Annotated in this window: 17 protein-coding genes; 9 read left to right on the top strand and 8 right to left on the bottom strand. The window is 71.6% G+C overall.

Going from position 1 to position 17,101, the window contains the following annotated elements; translation table 11 throughout:
• The first annotated feature begins 55 nt into the window (after positions 1–55).
• The 3 genes from BLT82_RS07355 (at position 56) to tyrS (ending at position 4,318) form a co-directional block, all read left to right on the top strand.
• Positions 56–1,579, top strand: a complete 1,524-nt coding sequence (locus BLT82_RS07355) for a TldD/PmbA family protein (RefSeq protein ID WP_093653044.1) — start codon at positions 56–58, stop codon at positions 1,577–1,579.
• The gene (locus BLT82_RS07360) at positions 1,576–2,967 is read left to right on the top strand and encodes a metallopeptidase TldD-related protein (RefSeq protein WP_093653045.1); all 1,392 of its coding nucleotides are present in this window, start codon (positions 1,576–1,578) and stop codon (positions 2,965–2,967) included. The genes BLT82_RS07355 and BLT82_RS07360 overlap by 4 nt, the downstream gene beginning before the upstream one ends.
• An 82-nt stretch (positions 2,968–3,049) precedes the next feature.
• On the top strand, positions 3,050–4,318 hold the full coding sequence (tyrS, locus tag BLT82_RS07365; protein WP_093653046.1) for a tyrosine--tRNA ligase: 1,269 nt from the start codon (positions 3,050–3,052) through the stop codon (positions 4,316–4,318).
• A gap of 295 nt (positions 4,319–4,613) precedes the next feature.
• Here tyrS and BLT82_RS07370 read toward each other — a convergent pair whose 3' ends face one another.
• Positions 4,614–4,889 carry a GlsB/YeaQ/YmgE family stress response membrane protein gene (locus BLT82_RS07370; RefSeq protein ID WP_093653047.1) on the bottom strand — a complete coding sequence of 92 codons (276 nt, stop codon included), beginning with the start codon at positions 4,887–4,889 and terminating at the stop codon, positions 4,614–4,616.
• Positions 4,890–5,104: 215 nt separating this feature from the next.
• On the opposite strand from BLT82_RS07370, the gene BLT82_RS07375 reads away from it, so the two are divergent.
• Positions 5,105–5,530 carry a DUF3099 domain-containing protein gene (locus BLT82_RS07375; protein WP_093653048.1) on the top strand — a complete coding sequence of 142 codons (426 nt, stop codon included), beginning with the start codon at positions 5,105–5,107 and terminating at the stop codon, positions 5,528–5,530.
• 202 nt (positions 5,531–5,732) lie between these two features.
• Positions 5,733–5,993, top strand: a complete 261-nt coding sequence (locus tag BLT82_RS07380; RefSeq protein WP_093653049.1) for a hypothetical protein — start codon at positions 5,733–5,735, stop codon at positions 5,991–5,993.
• On the opposite strand, the gene moaA is transcribed toward BLT82_RS07380, so the two are convergent.
• The 3 genes from moaA to BLT82_RS07395 all read right to left on the bottom strand — a co-directional run bounded on the left by moaA (position 5,976) and on the right by BLT82_RS07395 (position 9,144).
• Positions 5,976–6,965 (bottom strand): GTP 3',8-cyclase MoaA, encoded by a 990-nt coding sequence (moaA, locus tag BLT82_RS07385; RefSeq protein WP_093653050.1) that lies wholly within the window; start codon positions 6,963–6,965, stop codon positions 5,976–5,978. The genes BLT82_RS07380 and moaA overlap by 18 nt on opposite strands.
• A 182-nt stretch (positions 6,966–7,147) precedes the next feature.
• Positions 7,148–8,782, bottom strand: coding sequence for a solute symporter family protein (locus tag BLT82_RS07390; RefSeq protein WP_093653051.1), 1,635 nt, complete (start codon positions 8,780–8,782; stop codon positions 7,148–7,150).
• Complete coding sequence (locus tag BLT82_RS07395; protein WP_093653052.1) at positions 8,779–9,144, bottom strand: DUF485 domain-containing protein; 366 nt, start codon at positions 9,142–9,144, stop codon at positions 8,779–8,781. The genes BLT82_RS07390 and BLT82_RS07395 overlap by 4 nt, the downstream gene beginning before the upstream one ends.
• Positions 9,145–9,419: 275 nt before the next feature.
• On the opposite strand from BLT82_RS07395, the gene BLT82_RS07400 reads away from it, so the two are divergent.
• Positions 9,420–10,958 (top strand): S8 family peptidase, encoded by a 1,539-nt coding sequence (locus BLT82_RS07400; protein WP_093653053.1) that lies wholly within the window; start codon positions 9,420–9,422, stop codon positions 10,956–10,958.
• A 149-nt stretch (positions 10,959–11,107) separates the two neighbouring features.
• On the opposite strand, the gene BLT82_RS07405 is transcribed toward BLT82_RS07400, so the two are convergent.
• The 4 genes from BLT82_RS07405 to BLT82_RS07420 form a co-directional block, all read right to left on the bottom strand.
• Complete coding sequence (locus BLT82_RS07405) at positions 11,108–12,151, bottom strand: zinc-dependent alcohol dehydrogenase family protein (protein WP_093653054.1); 1,044 nt, start codon at positions 12,149–12,151, stop codon at positions 11,108–11,110.
• A 20-nt stretch (positions 12,152–12,171) separates the two neighbouring features.
• Complete coding sequence (locus tag BLT82_RS07410) at positions 12,172–12,864, bottom strand: lysoplasmalogenase (RefSeq protein WP_093653055.1); 693 nt, start codon at positions 12,862–12,864, stop codon at positions 12,172–12,174.
• A complete protein-coding gene (locus BLT82_RS07415) occupies positions 12,861–13,793 on the bottom strand; it encodes a sterol desaturase family protein (RefSeq protein WP_093653056.1) in 933 nt (310 codons plus the stop codon). The genes BLT82_RS07410 and BLT82_RS07415 overlap by 4 nt, the downstream gene beginning before the upstream one ends.
• 210 nt (positions 13,794–14,003) lie before the next feature.
• On the bottom strand, positions 14,004–14,675 hold the full coding sequence (locus BLT82_RS07420) for a VIT1/CCC1 transporter family protein (protein ID WP_093653057.1): 672 nt from the start codon (positions 14,673–14,675) through the stop codon (positions 14,004–14,006).
• Between the two features lie 214 nt (positions 14,676–14,889).
• Between BLT82_RS07420 and BLT82_RS07425 the strand changes: the two genes are divergently transcribed.
• From BLT82_RS07425 to BLT82_RS07435, 3 genes are all read left to right on the top strand, one after another.
• Positions 14,890–15,516: a TetR/AcrR family transcriptional regulator gene (locus tag BLT82_RS07425; RefSeq protein WP_093653058.1), complete on the top strand. Its 627-nt coding sequence runs from the start codon at positions 14,890–14,892 to the stop codon at positions 15,514–15,516.
• Between the two features lie 196 nt (positions 15,517–15,712).
• A complete protein-coding gene (locus tag BLT82_RS07430; RefSeq protein ID WP_093653059.1) occupies positions 15,713–16,696 on the top strand; it encodes a DEDDh family exonuclease in 984 nt (327 codons plus the stop codon).
• A gap of 163 nt (positions 16,697–16,859) precedes the next feature.
• A complete protein-coding gene (locus BLT82_RS07435) occupies positions 16,860–17,093 on the top strand; it encodes a hypothetical protein (protein ID WP_017948874.1) in 234 nt (77 codons plus the stop codon).
• Positions 17,094–17,101: the final 8 nt, after the last annotated feature.

Below are 17,101 nucleotides of genomic sequence, written 5' to 3' on the forward strand. Positions count from 1 at the left end.
ACATGATCGGGGCGACCGGTCCTGCCGACGGGTTCCACCATGACAGGAGACATTCGTGGCTCATTCCATCGACGAAGCCTTCACGGCCTTGCCGCTGCGGGCGCTCGCCGACGCGGCGCTCGCGCGGGCGCGCGTGCTCGGCGCCGAGCACGCCGACTTCCGGCTGGAGCGGGTGCGCAGCGCGGCGTGGCGGCTGCGCGACGCGAAGCCGGCCGGCTCGTCCGACACCACCGACCTGGGATACGCGGTGCGGGTGGTGCACGGCGGGGCCTGGGGATTCGCTTCCGGCGTCGATCTGACCATGGACGGCGCCGCCAGGGTGGCGGGCCAGGCCGTGGCGCTGGCGAAGCTGTCGGCGAAGGTGATCGCGGCCGCCGGCTCCGACGAGAGGGTCGAGCTGGCCGACGAGCCGGTGCACGAGGACCGCACCTGGATCTCCTCGTACGAGACCGACCCGTTCGACGTCCCGGACGCGGAGAAGTCCGCGCTGCTGGCGGACTGGAGCGCGCGGCTGCTGCGGGCGGACGGCGTGGCGCACGTGGACGCATCCCTGCTGACCGTGCACGAGAACAAGTTCTACGCGGACACCGCGGGCACGGTCACCACGCAGCAGCGGGTCCGGCTGCATCCGCAGCTCACGGCGGTCGCCGTGGACGAGACGACCGGCGAGTTCGACTCCATGCGCACCATCGCGCCGCCGGTGGGCCGCGGCTGGGAGTACCTGACCGGCACCGGCTGGGACTGGGACTCGGAGCTGGAGGAGATCCCGGAACTGCTGGGCGCCAAGATGCGCGCGCCGAGCGTCGAGGCGGGGACGTACGACCTGGTCGTGGACCCGTCGAACCTGTGGCTGACGATCCACGAGTCGATCGGGCATGCCACCGAGCTGGACCGGGCGCTGGGCTACGAGGCGGCGTACGCGGGCACGTCCTTCGCGACCTTCGACAAGCTCGGGAAGCTGCGCTACGGCTCGACGGTGATGAACGTGACCGGGGACCGGACCGCGGAGCACGGGCTGGCGACGATCGGTTACGACGACGAGGGCGTCGCGTCCCAGAGCTGGGACCTGGTGAAGGACGGCACGCTCGTCGGCTACCAGCTCGACCGCCGGATCGCGCGCCTCACGGGCCTCGGCCGCTCCAACGGCTGCGCCTTCGCGGACTCGCCCTCGCACGTGCCGGTGCAGCGGATGGCGAACGTGTCGCTCCGCCCCGAACCGGGCGGACTCTCCACCGAGGACCTGATCGGCGGGGTGGAGCGCGGCATCTACGTCGTCGGCGACCGGTCCTGGTCGATCGACATGCAGCGGTACAACTTCCAGTTCACCGGCCAGCGCTTCTACCGGATCGAGAACGGCCGGCTGACCGGGCAGCTGCGCGACGTCGCCTACCAGGCGACGACGACCGATTTCTGGGGCTCGCTGGAGAAGGTCGGGGGTCCGCAGACGTATGTCCTGGGAGGCGCCTTCAACTGCGGCAAGGCCCAGCCGGGCCAGGTCGCGGCCGTCTCGCACGGCTGCCCGTCCGCGCTGTTCCGCGGCGTCAACATCTTGAACACCACCCAGGAGGCCGGTCGATGAGCCCCGTCAGCAAGCCGCACGAGATCGTCGAGCGTGCCCTCGAACTGTCCACCGCCGACGGCTGCGTCGTCATCGCGGACGAGCACTCGTCGGCCAATCTCCGCTGGGCCGGGAACACCCTCACCACGAACGGCGTGACCCGGGGCCGTACGCTCACCGTGATCGCGACCGTGGACGGGGCGCAGGGCACCGCGTCCGGAGTGGTGTCCCGGTCGGCCGTGACGGCCGCCGACCTGGAGCCGCTGGTGCGGGCGGCCGAGGCCGCCGCCCGGGCCGCGGGTCCCGCCGAGGACGCGCAGCCGCTGGTGGGCGGTGTCCCGGCGGCGGGCGACTTCACCGACGCGCCGGCGGAGACCTCATCGGCCGTCTTCGCCGACTTCGCGCCCGCGCTCGGCGAGTCCTTCGCCCGTGCCCGCGCCGGCGGCCGTGAGCTGTACGGCTTCGCCAACCACGAAGTGACCTCCACGTACCTCGGCACGTCCACGGGCGTGCGGCTCCGCCACGACCAGCCCAACGGCACGCTGGAGCTCAACGCGAAGTCGCCGGACCGCAGCCGCTCGGCCTGGGCGGGGCGCGCGACCCGCGACTTCAAGGACGTGGACCCGGCGGCGCTGGACGCCGAGCTCGCGACCCGGCTGGGCTGGGCGGAGCGCCGGATCGAACTGCCCGCGGGCAGGTACGAGACGCTGCTGCCGCCGACCGCCGTCGCGGACCTGCTGATCTACCAGCTGTGGTCCTCCTCGGGCCGGGACGCGGTGGAGGGCCGCACGGTCTTCTCCAAGCCGGGCGGCGGCACCCGGATCGGCGAGCGGCTGTCCGAGCTGCCGCTGACGCTCCGCAGCGACCCGGACGAGCCGGGTCTCGAGTGCGCGCCGTTCGTGATCGCCCACTCATCCGGCGGCGACGCCTCGGTGTTCGACAACGGCCTCGCGGTGCCCTCCACCGAGTGGATGCGGGAGGGTGCGCTGGAGCGGCTGATCACCACCCGGCACAGTGCGGGGCTGACCGGGCTGCCGGTCTCCCCGGCCGCCGACAATCTGATCATGGACGCCGGCGGTGAGCGCTCGCTGGAGGAGATGGTCGCCTCGACCGAGCGGGGGCTGCTGCTGACCTGCCTCTGGTACATCCGGGAGGTCGACCCGGCCACGCTGCTGCTGACCGGGCTGACCAGGGACGGCGTCTACCTCGTCGAGAACGGCGAGGTCACCGGCGAGGTGAACAACTTCCGCTTCAACGAGTCTCCCGTCGATCTGCTGTCGCGGGCCCGGGAGGCCGGGCGGACGGAGAAGACGCTGCCGCGTGAGTGGAGCGACTGGTTCACCAGGGCGGCGATGCCCGCGCTGCGCGTCCCGGACTTCAACATGAGCTCGGTCAGCCAGGGCGTCTGAGGCCGCGGGCGAACCCATAGACTGCTGGATGCCCCCTGGGCGACCATCACCTTCTTTCCACTGTTCGAGGAGAACCGGAACCGTGACGGACATCGTCGACGAGCTGAAGTGGCGCGGGCTGTTCGCCCTGTCCACCGACGAGGACGCTTTGCGCAAGGCGCTCGCGGACGGTCCCGTCACGTTCTATTGCGGTTTCGACCCGACCGCGCCCAGCCTGCACGTCGGTCATCTGGTGCAGGCGCTCACCATGCGCCGGCTCCAGCAGGCGGGACACCGCCCGCTGGCGCTGGTGGGCGGGGCGACGGGGCAGATCGGCGACCCCAAGCCGACGGCCGAGCGCACCCTGAACGACCCGGAGACCGTCGCGGCCTGGGTGGAGCGGGTCCGCGCCCAGATCGAGCCGTTCCTGTCCTTCGAGGGCGAGAACGCGGCGGTCATGGTCAACAACCTGGACTGGACGGCGGGCATGTCCGCCATCGAGTTCCTGCGGGACATCGGCAAGCACTTCCGGGTGAACAAGATGCTGACCAAGGACTCGGTCGCCCGCCGGCTCGAGTCCGACCAGGGCATCAGCTACACGGAGTTCAGCTACCAGCTGCTGCAGGGCATGGACTTCCTGGAGCTGTACCGGCGCTACGGCTGCACCCTGCAGCAGGGCGGCAGTGACCAGTGGGGCAATCTGACCGCCGGTCTGGACCTGATCCACCGCCTGGAGCCGCATGCGAGCGTGCACGCGCTCGCCACGCCGCTGATGACCAAGGCGGACGGCACCAAGTTCGGCAAGACCGAGGGCGGCGCGGTCTGGCTCGACCCGGAGATGACGACGCCGTACGCGTTCTACCAGTTCTGGCTGAACGTGGACGACCGCGACGTCTCCGGATACATGCGCATCCTGAGCTTCCGGAGCCGTGAGGAGCTGGAGGAGCTCGAGAGGCTCACGGAGGAGCGTCCGCAGGCCCGCGCCGCACAGCGTGCGCTGGCCGAGGAGCTGACGACGCTGGTGCACGGCGCCGACCAGTGCGCCGCGGTCATCGCCGCGTCCAAGGCGCTGTTCGGCCAGGGCGAGCTGAAGGAGCTGGACGAGGCGACCCTGGCGGCGGCGCTCTCCGAGCTGCCGCACGCACGGGTGCCGGAGCCGGCGCCGGTGGCGGACCTGCTGGCCGAGGTGGGCCTGGTGGCGAGCAAGTCGGCCGCCCGCCGCACCATCAAGGAGGGCGGTGCCTACGTGAACAACGTGAAGGTGGCCGCCGAGGACGCGGTCCCGGCCGCGGACGAGCTGCTGCACGGGCGCTGGCTGGTGCTGCGGCGCGGCAAGAAGAACCTGGCCGCGGTCGAGGTCACGGGCGGCTGAGCCCGCGCCCGTGCCCCGGGCACGGCACACGGCACACGGCACACGGCAGAGCGTGAGGCGGCGGCCGGGCGGATTCCCGCCCGTCCGCCGTCGTCGTCGTCGTACCGGAGCGCGTCGTACCGCGGCTCGTCGTACGGGGGCCGGCGGGTCCGGACGTGTCACGCCCGGACCCGCCGCCGCGGCCGTGGTCCCGGCCCGTGCCGCCCGCGCCCGTGGTCCCGCCGCGCTCAGGCCGCCGGCCCATCCGCCCGCCGGGGCACGCGCCTCGCGTCCCCCGGCCGTGCGCGCGGGCCCGTCAGGCCGTCTGTTTCCTGCCGCGCAGCGACATGTAGAGCATGTCGCCGACGCCGACGATGACCAGGGCGGCGATGATCTGCAGGGCATGGCGGCCCCAGTCGATACCGGGCGTCTCCCTGATCCCGAACGCTCCCGCGAGCGCGTTGCCGACGATGCCGCCGATGATGCCGAAGATCGTGATCAGCCAGAGCGGACTGTGCTGCTTCCCCGGCAGGATCGCCTTGGCGAGCAACCCCAGCACGAATCCGACGATGATCGCCCACAACCAGCCCATGGCTGCCTCCCGCTTTCGGATCGACGTGAGCAGTTACGGACAGTTTCGACGTATCTGCTATACAGCGCATGTCGGACAGCTGCGCTTGCGGTACGCGATGCCGCCATAGGCCCGACACAGGGGACCCGGTCTCGAATGCGCCGGAGCTCCGGCGTACCGTGGAAACAGGTTCGCGCCGGGGAGGGCCCGGTGCGGCGGTTGAGCGGCGGAACGACATGCGGAAGCACAAGGAGACCGAGGTCTTCCGGATCACGGGTGCCCGTCAGGGTCTGGCCGACGACGTACGCGGCCGTCAGCGCCGTTATGTGATCTCGATGTCGATCCGCACCCTCGCGGTGGTCCTGGCCGCGGTCCTGTGGAACGTCGAGCGCCATGTGGCGATCGTGGCGTTGGTCCTGGGTGTGACGCTGCCGTACATCGCCGTGGTGATCGCCAACGCGGGCCGCGAGAGCGCGCCGAGGCCGCTCGCCACCTTCGTGCCGGCCCCCACGAGGCCCGCTCTGGAGAGCGGCACGCCGGCGCCGCGGCCGGCTCCGGAGGACACGGCGCACACCGCGGGCGCCACCTGGGCGGAGCCCGCGAAGGACGATGCGGAACGCCGAGCGGAGGACGCCCCGGAACGGCAGTTCCGGCACGGCTGAACGGCGGTTCCGCGAGGCCGTCCGCACCCGCGCCGCGAAGCTCAGGAAAAGCTCAGATCAATCATGAAGTTCCGGTGCACCACGGCCCGTTCCGCGTGACATACTGCCAGTGCGCTCCGCATCCCCCGTCGGAGCGACGGACCGACGCCGGGCAGCTCCCCCCGTGGCTGCTCGGCGTCGCCTCGTTGTGGACAATGATCCGGTGAGTACTGACCCGGTGAGCGCCGACTTCCCCATCTGCTCCGCGAAGGGCTGCCGAGCCGCCGCCGTGTGGGTGCTGGCATGGAACAACCCGAAGCTGCACACGCCGGAGCGCCGCAAGACGTGGCTGGCCTGCGAGGAGCACCGCGAGCACCTGTCCAAGTTCCTTGGTGTGCGCGGGTTCCTGAAGGACGTCGTGACGCTCGGCGAGTGGGAGGGGCGGGCGTCCGGCGAAGGGCGCGGCTCAGCCGCCGATGGCTGACATCGGGCGCTGCGGCTGAAGGAACTCCGGGTCGTCCAGGCCCGATCCCGCCTTCTTCCCCCACATCGCGAGCTTCCAGATCCGGGCGATCTCCTCGTCCGGCGCGCCGGAACGCAGCGCGCCGCGCAGATCGGTCTCCTCGCGGGCGAACAGGCAGGTGCGGACCTGCCCGTCGGCGGTGAGGCGGGTGCGGTCGCAGGCGCTGCAGAAGGGCCGGGTGACGGAGGCGATGACCCCGACCCGGTGCGGGCCGCCGTCCACCAGCCAGCGCTCCGCGGGCGCGGAGCCACGTGCCTGGTCGCCCTCGGGCGTGAGCTCGAAGCGGGTGCGCAGCGACTGCAGGATGTCACCCGCGGTGATCATCCCGTCGCGCTTCCAGCCGTGCTGGGCGTCCAGCGGCATCTGCTCGATGAAGCGCAGTTCGTAGGCGTGCTCGACGGCCCAGGCGAGCAGCTCGGGGGCCTCGTCGTCGTTGAGCCCCGGCATCAGCACCGTGTTGACCTTCACGGGGGTCAGACCGGCGTCACGGGCGGCCTCCAGGCCCTCGATGACGTCGTGGTGGCGGTCGCGGCGGGTGAGGGTCTTGAAGACCTCGGGGCGGAGGGTGTCCAGCGAGACGTTGACCCGGTCGAGCCCGGCGGCCTTCAGGGCCGTCGCGGTGCGCTTCAGTCCGATCCCGTTCGTGGTCAGCGCCAGCTTGGGGCGGGGCTCCAGCGCGGCGCAGCGCTCCACGATCCCCACGAGCCCGGGCCGCAGCAGCGGCTCACCTCCGGTGAACCGGACGTCGGTGATCCCGAGCAGGGTCACCGCGATGCGGACGAGCCGGACGATCTCGTCGTCGGTGAGCAGCGTGGACTTCGAGAGCCACTGCAGGCCCTCCTCCGGCATGCAGTACGAACAGCGCAGATTGCACCGGTCGGTGAGCGAGACCCGCAGGTCAGTGGCCACACGGCCGTAGGTGTCGATGAGCACTGTGGGCCCCCTCCCCGTGTCCGGAAGTCGTACTGGCACTCGTCGCGTGAGTGAGGAACTACTACAAGCGAGCCTACGCGAGACCTCCGACAACGGCAGGGGTCGATTGCCACGAGGTACGGCGCGGCCGCGTCGTAGGACCCTACGACGCGGCCGCGTACAGGCGTATGACGTCTTCCTCCTCAGTGGGCGGCGACGCCTGTGAGGGACTTGACCTCCAGTTCCGCGTACTTGCCCTTGTCCGGCTCCTCCTTGGACAGCAGGGAGCCGAGCCAGCCGAGCAGGAAGCCCAGCGGGATGGAGACGATCCCGGGGTTCTCCAGCGGGAACCAGGCGAAGTCCACCGAGGGGAACATGGACGAGGGCTTGCCGGACACGACCGGGGAGAACAGCACCAGGACCACCGACGAGACCAGACCGCCGTAGATGGACCACAGGGCGCCCGAGGTCGTGAACCTCTTCCAGAACAGGCTGTACAGGATCGTCGGAAGGTTCGCGGAGGCGGCGACCGCGAAGGCGAGCGCCACCAGGCCGGCCACGTTCAGATCGCGGGCCATGGCCCCCAGCGCGATGGAGACGATGCCGATGAGGACCGTCGCCCAGCGGGCCGCGCGGACCTCCTCCTTCTCGGTGGCCTGTCCCTTGCGGATGACGTTGGCGTAGATGTCGTGCGCGAACGACGAGGACGAGGCCAGCGTGAGCCCGGCGACGACGGCGAGGATGGTGGCGAAGGCCACCGCGGAGATGACGGCCAGCAGGATCGCGCCGCCCGCGGAGTCGGCGCCGCCGATGTGGAGCGCGAGCAGCGGTGCCGCCGTGTTGCCGGCCTTGTTGGAGGCCGTGATCTCCTCGGGTCCGACCAGGGCGGCCGCGCCGAACCCCAGCGCGATCGTCATCAGGTAGAAGGCACCGATGATCCCGATGGCCCAGATGACCGACTTACGGGCGGCCCTGGCGGTGGGCACGGTGTAGAAGCGGATCAGGATGTGCGGCAGACCGGCGGTGCCGAGCACCAGGGCGATGCCGAGCGAGATGAAGTCCAGCTTGGAGGTGCCGGTGGCGCCGTACTTGAGGCCGGGCTCCAGGAACGCCGCGCCCTTGCCGCTCTGCTCCGCCGCGGTGCCGAGCAGGTCGGAGACGTTGAAGTTGAACTTCCAGAGCACCAGGAAGGTGATGAGCAGGGTGCCCGCGATCAGCAGGACGGCCTTGACCATCTGCACCCAGGTGGTGCCCTTCATGCCGCCGATGGTGACGTAGAGGATCATCAGCACGCCGACGAGGCCGACGATGGCGATCTTCCCCGCGTCGCTGGTGATGCCGAGCAGCAGCGAGACGAGCACGCCCGCACCCGCCATCTGGGCGAGCAGGTAGAAGATCGAGACGACGATCGTGGACGTGCCGGCGGCGGTGCGGACGGGCCGCTGCCGCATGCGGTACGCGAGGACGTCGCCCATGGTGAACCGGCCGGAGTTGCGCAGCGGTTCGGCGACGAGAAGCAGGGCGACGAGCCAGGCCACGAGGAAGCCGATGGAGTACAGGAAGCCGTCGTAGCCGAAGAGGGCGATGGCGCCGGCGATGCCGAGGAAGGACGCGGCGGACATGTAGTCGCCGGAGATGGCGAGTCCGTTCTGGAAGCCGGTGAACTGGCGCCCGCCGGCGTAGAAGTCGGCGGCGTCCTTGGTCTGCCGGCCGGCCCAGACCGTTATGAACAGCGTCGCGACGACGAAGGCCGCGAACAGGGTGATGATCAGCGGGCGGTGCTCACTGGCGTCGCTCGCCGCCGCGAGCCCGACGGCCTGGAGTGTCGTGTTGCTCATGCGTCGGCCTCCATACGGGACTTGATCGCATCCGCCTTGGGGTCGAGCTTCTCGGCCGCGTGCCGTGCGTAGAACCAGGCGATGAGGAAGGTGGTGGCGAACTGGGCGAGGCCGAAGACGAAGGCCACGTTGATGTTGCCGAAGAGCTTGGCGCCCATGAAGCCGCCCGCGTAGTTGGACAGCAGGACGTACAGCAGGTACCAGAGGATGAAGGCGACGGTCAGGGGGAAGGCGAAGGACCGGTAGGTGCGGCGCAGTTCGGCGAATTCCGCGCTCTCCTGCACCTCGACGAACTGTTCGGTCGTGGGCTGGGCGGGACCGAGGTCCTTGCCCCCGGGGGGCGGCGGTGCATCGGTGGTCACGGACTCTCCTCGCGCCGCGGTGCGGCAGACATGGACGGGACGGGGTCTCGTTGCGGGGAGCGGGGCGGCTCGCCCCTTCCCCTGACAACGGCACGGAGCGCACCGCGGAGCGGTTCACCTCCCGCCGTAATCGCGACCGCATTTCTGCCCGATTTTCGGAACCGAGTTCCCGAAGTCGTTGATGCGCGTGGATGATCGGCGATAGCTTCACTCGTCATGTACCCGCCCATACGCACGGGGTGTCTGGGCGGCCAACCGGATGATGTGGAGATCCCATGGCTCATCTGCGATCCAGACGAACGCGCGCGATAGCACTGCCCGCGGGTCTGGCGCTCACGGCCTCGCTCGGATTCCTGCCCGCGGGCGCGGCGACCGCCGCCCCCGCCGACGACACGCCCGCAGCCGTCTCGACCAACGGCCCGAAGCTGTCCTACGTCGTCAACGTCGACGGCGGCCGAGCGGCCGTCGCCAAGGTGAAGAGGGCGGTCGCGAAGGCCGGCGGCACGGTGGTGATCGCCTACGACCGGATCGGCGTCGTCGTCGTCCACTCGCAGAACCCTGACTTCGCCAAGCAGATCCGCACGGTGAAGGGCGTCGCCTCGGCGGGCGCCACGCGCACCAACCCGCTGGTCCCCCAGCGGGACAACGCCATCGAAGCCGAACAGCCCCTGACCGCCGCTCAGGCGAAGGCGGCCGCGGCCAAGGCGACGGACGAGCAGGACCCGCTGGAGCCCCTGCAGTGGGATCTGCCCGCCATCAAGGCCGACAAGGCCCACCAGCGCTCGCTGGGCAGCAGCAAGGTCACGGTCGCCGTCCTGGACTCGGGTGTCGACGACACCCACCCGGACATCGCGCCGAACTTCGACCGCCGGGCGTCCGCGAACTGCGTGAGCGGCGTGCCCGTCACGGAGAACGACGCATGGCGTCCGGCCGCGGACGAGAGCGACCACGGCATGCACGTGGCGGGCACCATCGCCGCCGCGAAGAACGGTTTCGGGGTCACCGGCGTGGCGCCCGGAGTGAAGGTGTCCAGCCTCAAGGTGGCGAACCCGGACGGGTTCTTCTACACCGAGGCGGTCCTCTGCGGCTTCGTCTGGGCCGCGGACCACGGCGCCGACGTGACCAACAACAGCTACTACGTCGACCCGTGGCTGTACAACTGCAAGAACGACGAGGACCAGAAGGCCCTCGTCGAGACCCTCGCCCGGGCCACCAGGTACGCGGAGCGCAAGGGCGTGGTGAACGTCGCCGCGGCCGGCAACTCCCGTGCCGACCTCGCCGCCGACCAGGTCACCGACACGACGAGCCCGAACGACACCACTCCGGTCTCACGGGTCGTCAACCCGCGCGAGTGCCCGGACATCCCGGCCATGCTGCCGGGTGTGGTGACGGTGTCGGCGACCGGGGCCAAGGGCCTCAAGTCGTCGTACTCGAACTACGGCAACGGGGTCGTGGACATCACGGCGCCGGGCGGTGACTCCACCGCCCTCCAGCCGCCGGAGGCCCCCGCCACCAGCGGGCTGATCCTCTCGACCACGTTCAGGGGCGGCCACACCTGGAACTACAAGGCGGGCACGTCGATGGCGTCGCCGCACGTCGCGGGTGTCGTCGCGCTGATCAAGTCGAAGCACCCGAAGCTGTCGGCGGCCGGGGTGAAGGCCCTCCTGTACGCACAGGCCGACGACCGTGCCTGCACCAACCCGTACGACATCAACGGCGACGGCACGGTCGACGCGGTGTGCGAGGGCGGAAAGGGCAAGAACGGCTTCTACGGCGCCGGGATGGCGGACGCGCTGGACGCCGTGCGCTGGTAGCCGGTCACGTCGTCCGGTAGGCGGCGCGCCGTCCGTCGGACGGCGCGGGCACGGACGAGGGGCCCGGGCGTGGGGGAACACGCCCGGGCCCTTCGCGTGGCCGGACGGGCACGGGCGGATACGCCGGGGCCGCGGGGGCCAGGTGCGGCTCAGGGCTTGACGAGCACCTTCAGGGCCGTGCGCCCGTCCATGGCCCGGTAGCCCTCGGGGACGCCGTCCAGGCCGACCGTCATGTCGAAGACGGGCGACGGGTCGACAGTGCCGTCCAGGACGTCCGGGAGCAGTTCGGGGATGTAGGCGCGGACCGGCGCGACCCCGCCGCGCAGCGCGATGTTGCGGTCGAACATCACACCGAGGTCGAGTCCGGTGCCGCTGCCGTGCGGGACGCCGACGTAGCCGACGGCGCCGCCGTCCCGGGTGATGCCGACGGCGGTGCGCATCGACTCCTCCGTGCCGACCGCCTCGATCACTGCGTGCGCGCCGTGACCGCCGGTCAGCTCGCGCACGGCCGCGACGGCCTCGTCGCCGCGCGCGGCGACGACGTCCGTGGCGCCGAAGGTGCGGGCGATGTCGGTGCGGACGCGGTGGCGGCCGAGGGCGATGATCCGCTCGGCACCGAGCCGCCGGGCGGCGAGGACGCCGCACAGCCCGACCGCGCCGTCGCCGACGACCGCGACCGTGCTGCCCTTGGTGACGCCCGCGCCGAGTGCGGCGTGGTGGCCCGTGCCCAGGACGTCGGAGAGCGCGAGGAGCGCGGTCAGCAGCCGTTCGTCGGAGAGCGCCGCGGCGGGGAGCCCGACCAGCGTGGCGTCCGCGAACGGGACGCGCACTGCCTCGCCCTGGCCGCCGTCGCTGCCGGGCGATCCCCAGAAGCCGCCCTGCGGGCAGGACGTCTGCAGCCCCTCCACGCAGAACTCGCAGGTGCCGTCGGACCAGACGAAGGGCGCGACGACGAGGTCGCCGGGGGCGAAGCCGGTCACCTGGTGGCCGGCCTCCTCGACGACGCCCAGGAACTCGTGGCCGATGCGCTGGCCGGGCTGCCGCTCGGCCTCGCCGCGGTAGGCCCAGAGGTCGCTGCCGCAGATGCAGGCACGCACCACGCGCACCACCGCGTCGGTAGGTTCCCGGACACGGGCGTCGGGCACCTCCTCCACCCGCAGGTCGAACGGGGCGTGGATGGTGGTGGCGCGCATGTCGGGCGGATCCTCGCTGCTCAGACGTCGGTACGCGCCTCACCGTACGCCCGGTCCCCGGCGGACGCCCGCCCGAGGGCACCCAGCGTGAGCAGGCACTGGGCCGCGGCATAGGTGAGCATGATCCAGAAGTCGGCGGCCGGGAGCCGCGGCCAGGCGGCGAGGCCGGTGGCGATGAGCATGTCCGAGAGCAGGAAGAGCGCCCCGCCGAGGCCCGCGAGGGCGCCCGCGGCACTCGACCGGTACGCCATGGCCGTGAGCAGAAGCGAGTACGCGGCGACGGGCAGGCGCAGTCCCGCGGGGAGGTCCGGCCACAGCGCCACGAGGGCACCGGCGAGGACGACGGCGTACCCGGCACCGAGCAGCGGACTGGTCCGCCCGCGTCCGAACAGCGTGAGATAGCAGCAGTGCCCGGCGGCGAACGCCGCCATGCCCAGGAGGAACGCCAGGTCCGCTCCGGCCATCAGGAGCACGTCGCCGACCCAGCCGAACAGCAGCGCGGCGACCAGGGTCCGCGGACCGCCCCGGGCCGCCGCGTACGCCGCGAGCAGCGGCATGAGCAGCGGCTTCGCGACGAGGTGCCCGGTTTCCCAGCCGACGAGGAGGGAGGCGAGGTCGAGCAGGACGGCCGCCGCGAAGGCGGCCGGCAGCAGCCGCACCGCCCGGGCCGTCGGCCGGACAAGGCCGCCGAGCGCGCGGCCGGCAGTGCTCACGCGAGGCGCTCCGCGGCGGCGGGGGCACCGGCCGTGCCCGCGGGTCCGGGGGCGCCGGCGGGTCCCGGAGCGGTGGCGGCAGCCACCGGGGCGGCGCCCTGCGGCTGCCAGCCGGGCCCGCGGAACAACCGCCCGGCCCGCTCGCGCCAGTCGGCCGCCGACCGTACGTCACGGACGATCGCCACGTACTCGTGCGTGGCGACCCGCAGCGGGTTGTACGTCGCGATGTTCTTGGTCAGCCCGTACACGGGCCGCTCGGTCTCGGCCGCGAAGGACCCGAAGAGCCGGTCCCAGAGGATGAGGATCCCGCCGAAGTTCCGGTCCAGGTAGCCGCCTTGGGAAGCGTGGTGCACCCGGTGGTGGGACGGGGTGTTGAGCACGTACTCGACGGGGCGCGGCAGTTTGCCGACCCGTTCGGTGTGGATCCAGAACTGGTAGACGAGATTCACGGAGGAGCAGAACGCCAGGGCGGCCGGGTGCACTCCGCACGCGATCATCGGGAGGTAGAACGGCCATGAGCTGAAGGCGGTCCACGGCTGGCGCAGCGCGGTGCTGAGGTTGAACTTCCGGCTGGAGTGGTGGACGACGTGGCAGGCCCACAGAACGCGGATGACGTGGTGGCCGCGGTGGGACCAGTAGTAGCAGAAGTCCTGTGCGAGCAGCATCAGCAGCACGGTCCACCACAGGACGGGCACCCGCAGCGGCGTGAGTTCGTACACGGCGGTGTGGATCGCGACGACGGGGATCTTCCACAGCAGGTCGAAGAACAGGCTGCCGAGTCCCATGCCGATGCTGGTGGCGGCGTCGCGTGCCTCGTAACCGGCGGCCTCGTCGTCGGGATGGAGCCGGTAGCTCACCATCTCCACGACGGTGAGCAGGACGAAGGCCGGGATCGACCACAGCACGACATCGGGCAGGTTGGACGGCATGCGGGCACCGTAGAGGCGGGTGCGGCGGCTCGGCCAGATGGTGTTACCGACAAGTTTGTGAGACGGGTTGTCAGGAAGTTTTGGCGACTTCCGCCAACCGGCCCCGGGGGGGGCGGACGCGCGGCGCGGAGGCCGGAGCGGCCGGGTGGGGGCCGGACGGCGGGCCCGGTGCCGCACCGTACGCCCGCCGGGACCGCGGGGCAGCAGCGCTCAGATCCCCGCAGCGCCCAGCAGCGAGCCCGCCGCGTACGTCACTCCCATCGCCAGCGCGCCCCCGCACACGTTGCGCACCATCGCCCGCCCGGCCGGTGCCACACCGAGGCGGGCGCTCCACCAGCCGGTGAAGGCGAGGGCGACCAGCACCGACACGACGGTCACCGGCAGCCGGGCGGTGGACGGCGGCAGGACGATGGCCAGCAGGGGCAGCAGCGCGCCCACGGTGAAGGCCAGGAAGCTGGCGCCGGCCGCGTGCCAGGGGTTGGCGAGCTCGTCGGGGTTGATACCGAGTTCGACCCGGGCGTGGGCGCGCAGCGCGTCGCGTGCGGTGAGCTGTTCCGCGGCCGCACGGGCGACCTCGCGGGAGAGGCCGCGGGCGGCCAGGAGGGCCGTCAGTTCGTCGAGTTCGGCCGCGGGCTGCTCCCTGAGCTCGCGCTTCTCCAGGGCCAGTGCCGCCTTCTCCGAGTCGCGCTGGGTCGAGACCGAGACGTACTCGCCGGCGGCCATCGACATGGATCCGGCGAGCAGTCCCGCGAGTCCGGCCGTGAGCAGCGTCGCGCGGTCGCCGGTCGCACCCGCCACGCCCACGACGATGCCGGCGGTCGACACGATGCCGTCGTTGGCGCCGAGGACCGCGGCGCGGAGCCAGTTGAGACGGGTGCCCATGGATGCGCCGTGGGGCTCGTGGTGGGGTGTCGGTTGCGTCACGCCGGGAGGGTCTCACTCCGGGCGCCGCGGGCGCAGCCGCCACACGCGCGTGAAGGCGGGGCAGTCACGCGGGACACAGACCGGAGCACCTGCCTGTAACGCAGTTACACCGTCGGCCGATGAAGAGCGAAGAGGCAGTTGTGCAACGTAGTTGACCGAAGCTGGGGGTTTCATGTCACGTACCGCACTGACCCGCGAGGAGGTGCTGGAGGCCGCGGACGACCTCGTGAAACAGCACGGTCCCGACGCACTCACCATGCGGGGGCTCGCCGCCCGGCTCGGTACGGCCGTGACGTCCATCTACTGGCACGTCGGCAATCGCGAGTCGCTGCTCGACGCGCTCGTCGAGCGGACGGTGGAGGAGATGGGGGCGATACAGCCGACCGGCCGCACCCCGGCCACCCGGATCGTCTCGGTCGCCCGGCGGCTGCGCGGCGAGCTGCACGCCCGGCCCCATCTGATCGCCGTGGTCCATGAACGCGGCCTGACCGAGCGGGTGTTCCTGCCCGCGCAGCGCGCGCTCGTACGCGAGGTGCACAGCGCCGGGCTGCGGGGAGCGCGCGCCGCCGAGGCGGTCCGCGCGGTGCAGTTCCAGGTGGTCGGTTTCGTCCTGGTCGAGTGTGCCCGCGAACTGGCGCCGGCGCAGGCGACCGGGCGGGAGCGGCCGGGGAAGACCGTGAGCGCGAGGAAGGACCCGGCCCTGGCCCGTGCGCTGGCGCGCCCCGTGGACCCCGAGCGGTTGTTCACCGCGTCCGTCAGGGCGCTGGTGAAGTCCCTGCTGGCCCAGGGGAACAACTGAGGGAGGGGGAGCCGGTGCACCGCCTCGTCACGGAATTCCGGACGTATCAGGCAAGATCCGCATCAGTCGGCCGTGGTGAATTCCGCCGTTTCCGTACGGGACTGACGGGGCCCCAGACATGCGCCCCGCCGGACGGGCGCCGGGCCCGGCGGCACACGGTCCGGATCGGCCGTGTCAGTGGCGGCCCGTAAGCTCTGTGACCATGCTCGACGACCGTACGACAGCAGCAGCGTGGCCGGCCGCGTATCCACAGGGGTACGCGGTCGTCGACGTGGAGACCACCGGACTCGCCCGTGACGACCGGATAGTGTCGGCTGCCGTCTACCGCCTGGACGCACAGGGAAACGTCGAGGACCACTGGTACTCCCTGGTCAACCCGGAGCGGGATCCCGGTCCGGTGTGGATCCACGGGCTGACGAGCGACATGCTGGAGGGCGCGCCGCTCTTCGGCGACATCGCCCGTGAGTTCGCGCACCGGCTGGACGGCCGGGTGCTCGTCGCGCACAACGCCGTATTCGACTGGTCCATGATCGCCAGGGAGTACGCACGGGCGGAGCACGTCGCGCCCGTGCGCCAGCGGCTGTGCACGATCGCGCTGTCCAAGGAGCTGTCGCTGCCGCTGCCCAACCACAAGCTGGAGTCGCTCGCGGCGCACTTCGGCGTCGTCCAGCGTCATGCGCACAACGCCCTGGACGATGCCCGGGTGCTGGCCGAGGCCTTCCGGCCGAGCCTGCACACGGCGGCCGAACGCGGCGTGCGGCTGCCGCTGCTGGAGTGCCGTCCGCTCACGGAGTGGTCCACCGCGCCCTCCGCGCCGCGGATCGGGCGGCAGGCGTCGGGGTCCTCGTACCGGCCGAACGGCTGGCGCCCGGCACGCAAGCGGCCACCGTGCCCGCACCCGAACCCGGGTCGCTACGAAGCGGACAAGCCACTCAAACAGGGCATGCGGGTGGCCTTTTCGGGTGACACCTCGGTGGAGCGGGAGCTGCTGGAGGACCGTGCTGTCGAGGCGGGTCTCCATGTCGCGACGAGCGTCTCGCGGCTGACGAGCCTCCTCGTGACCAACGACCCGGACGCGCCCACGTCGAAGACGGTCCGGGCGAAGTCGTACGGGACGCCCATCATCGACGAGGCCGCGTTCACCCAGCTGCTCAGGGACGTGGCCCCGGCCGGGGAGTGACGCCTCGCCGACGCCCCCGCCGGTCTCGCTCACGGCCTCTCTCCCGGCCGGGCCCCGGCCGGGCGACGCGCGGCCCGGTGCGCGTGCGCCGGTCGGGTGCAGCCGCCCCGACCCGCCCGGAGGGATCTTGCTCCGGTCCGCCGCCCTCCGGACCATGCGGCGCATGGCACGTTGCGAGGTCTGCGGAAACGACTACGGCATGTCCTTCGAGGTGCACGCGCAGGGCGCGGTGCACGTCTTCGACTGCTTCTCCTGCGCCATCCACCGGATGGCCCCCATCTGCGAGCACTGCAGGGTCCAGATCATCGGCCAGGGCGTCGAGGTCCAGGGCCACTGGTACTGCGGCGGGCACTGCGCCCGCGCCGAGGGGAGGACGGGCATCGTCGACAAGGTGTGACGCGGCCG

The organism is Streptomyces wuyuanensis (assembly GCF_900103455.1).
GTDB classification, from domain to species: Bacteria; Actinomycetota; Actinomycetes; order Streptomycetales; family Streptomycetaceae; genus Streptomyces; species Streptomyces wuyuanensis.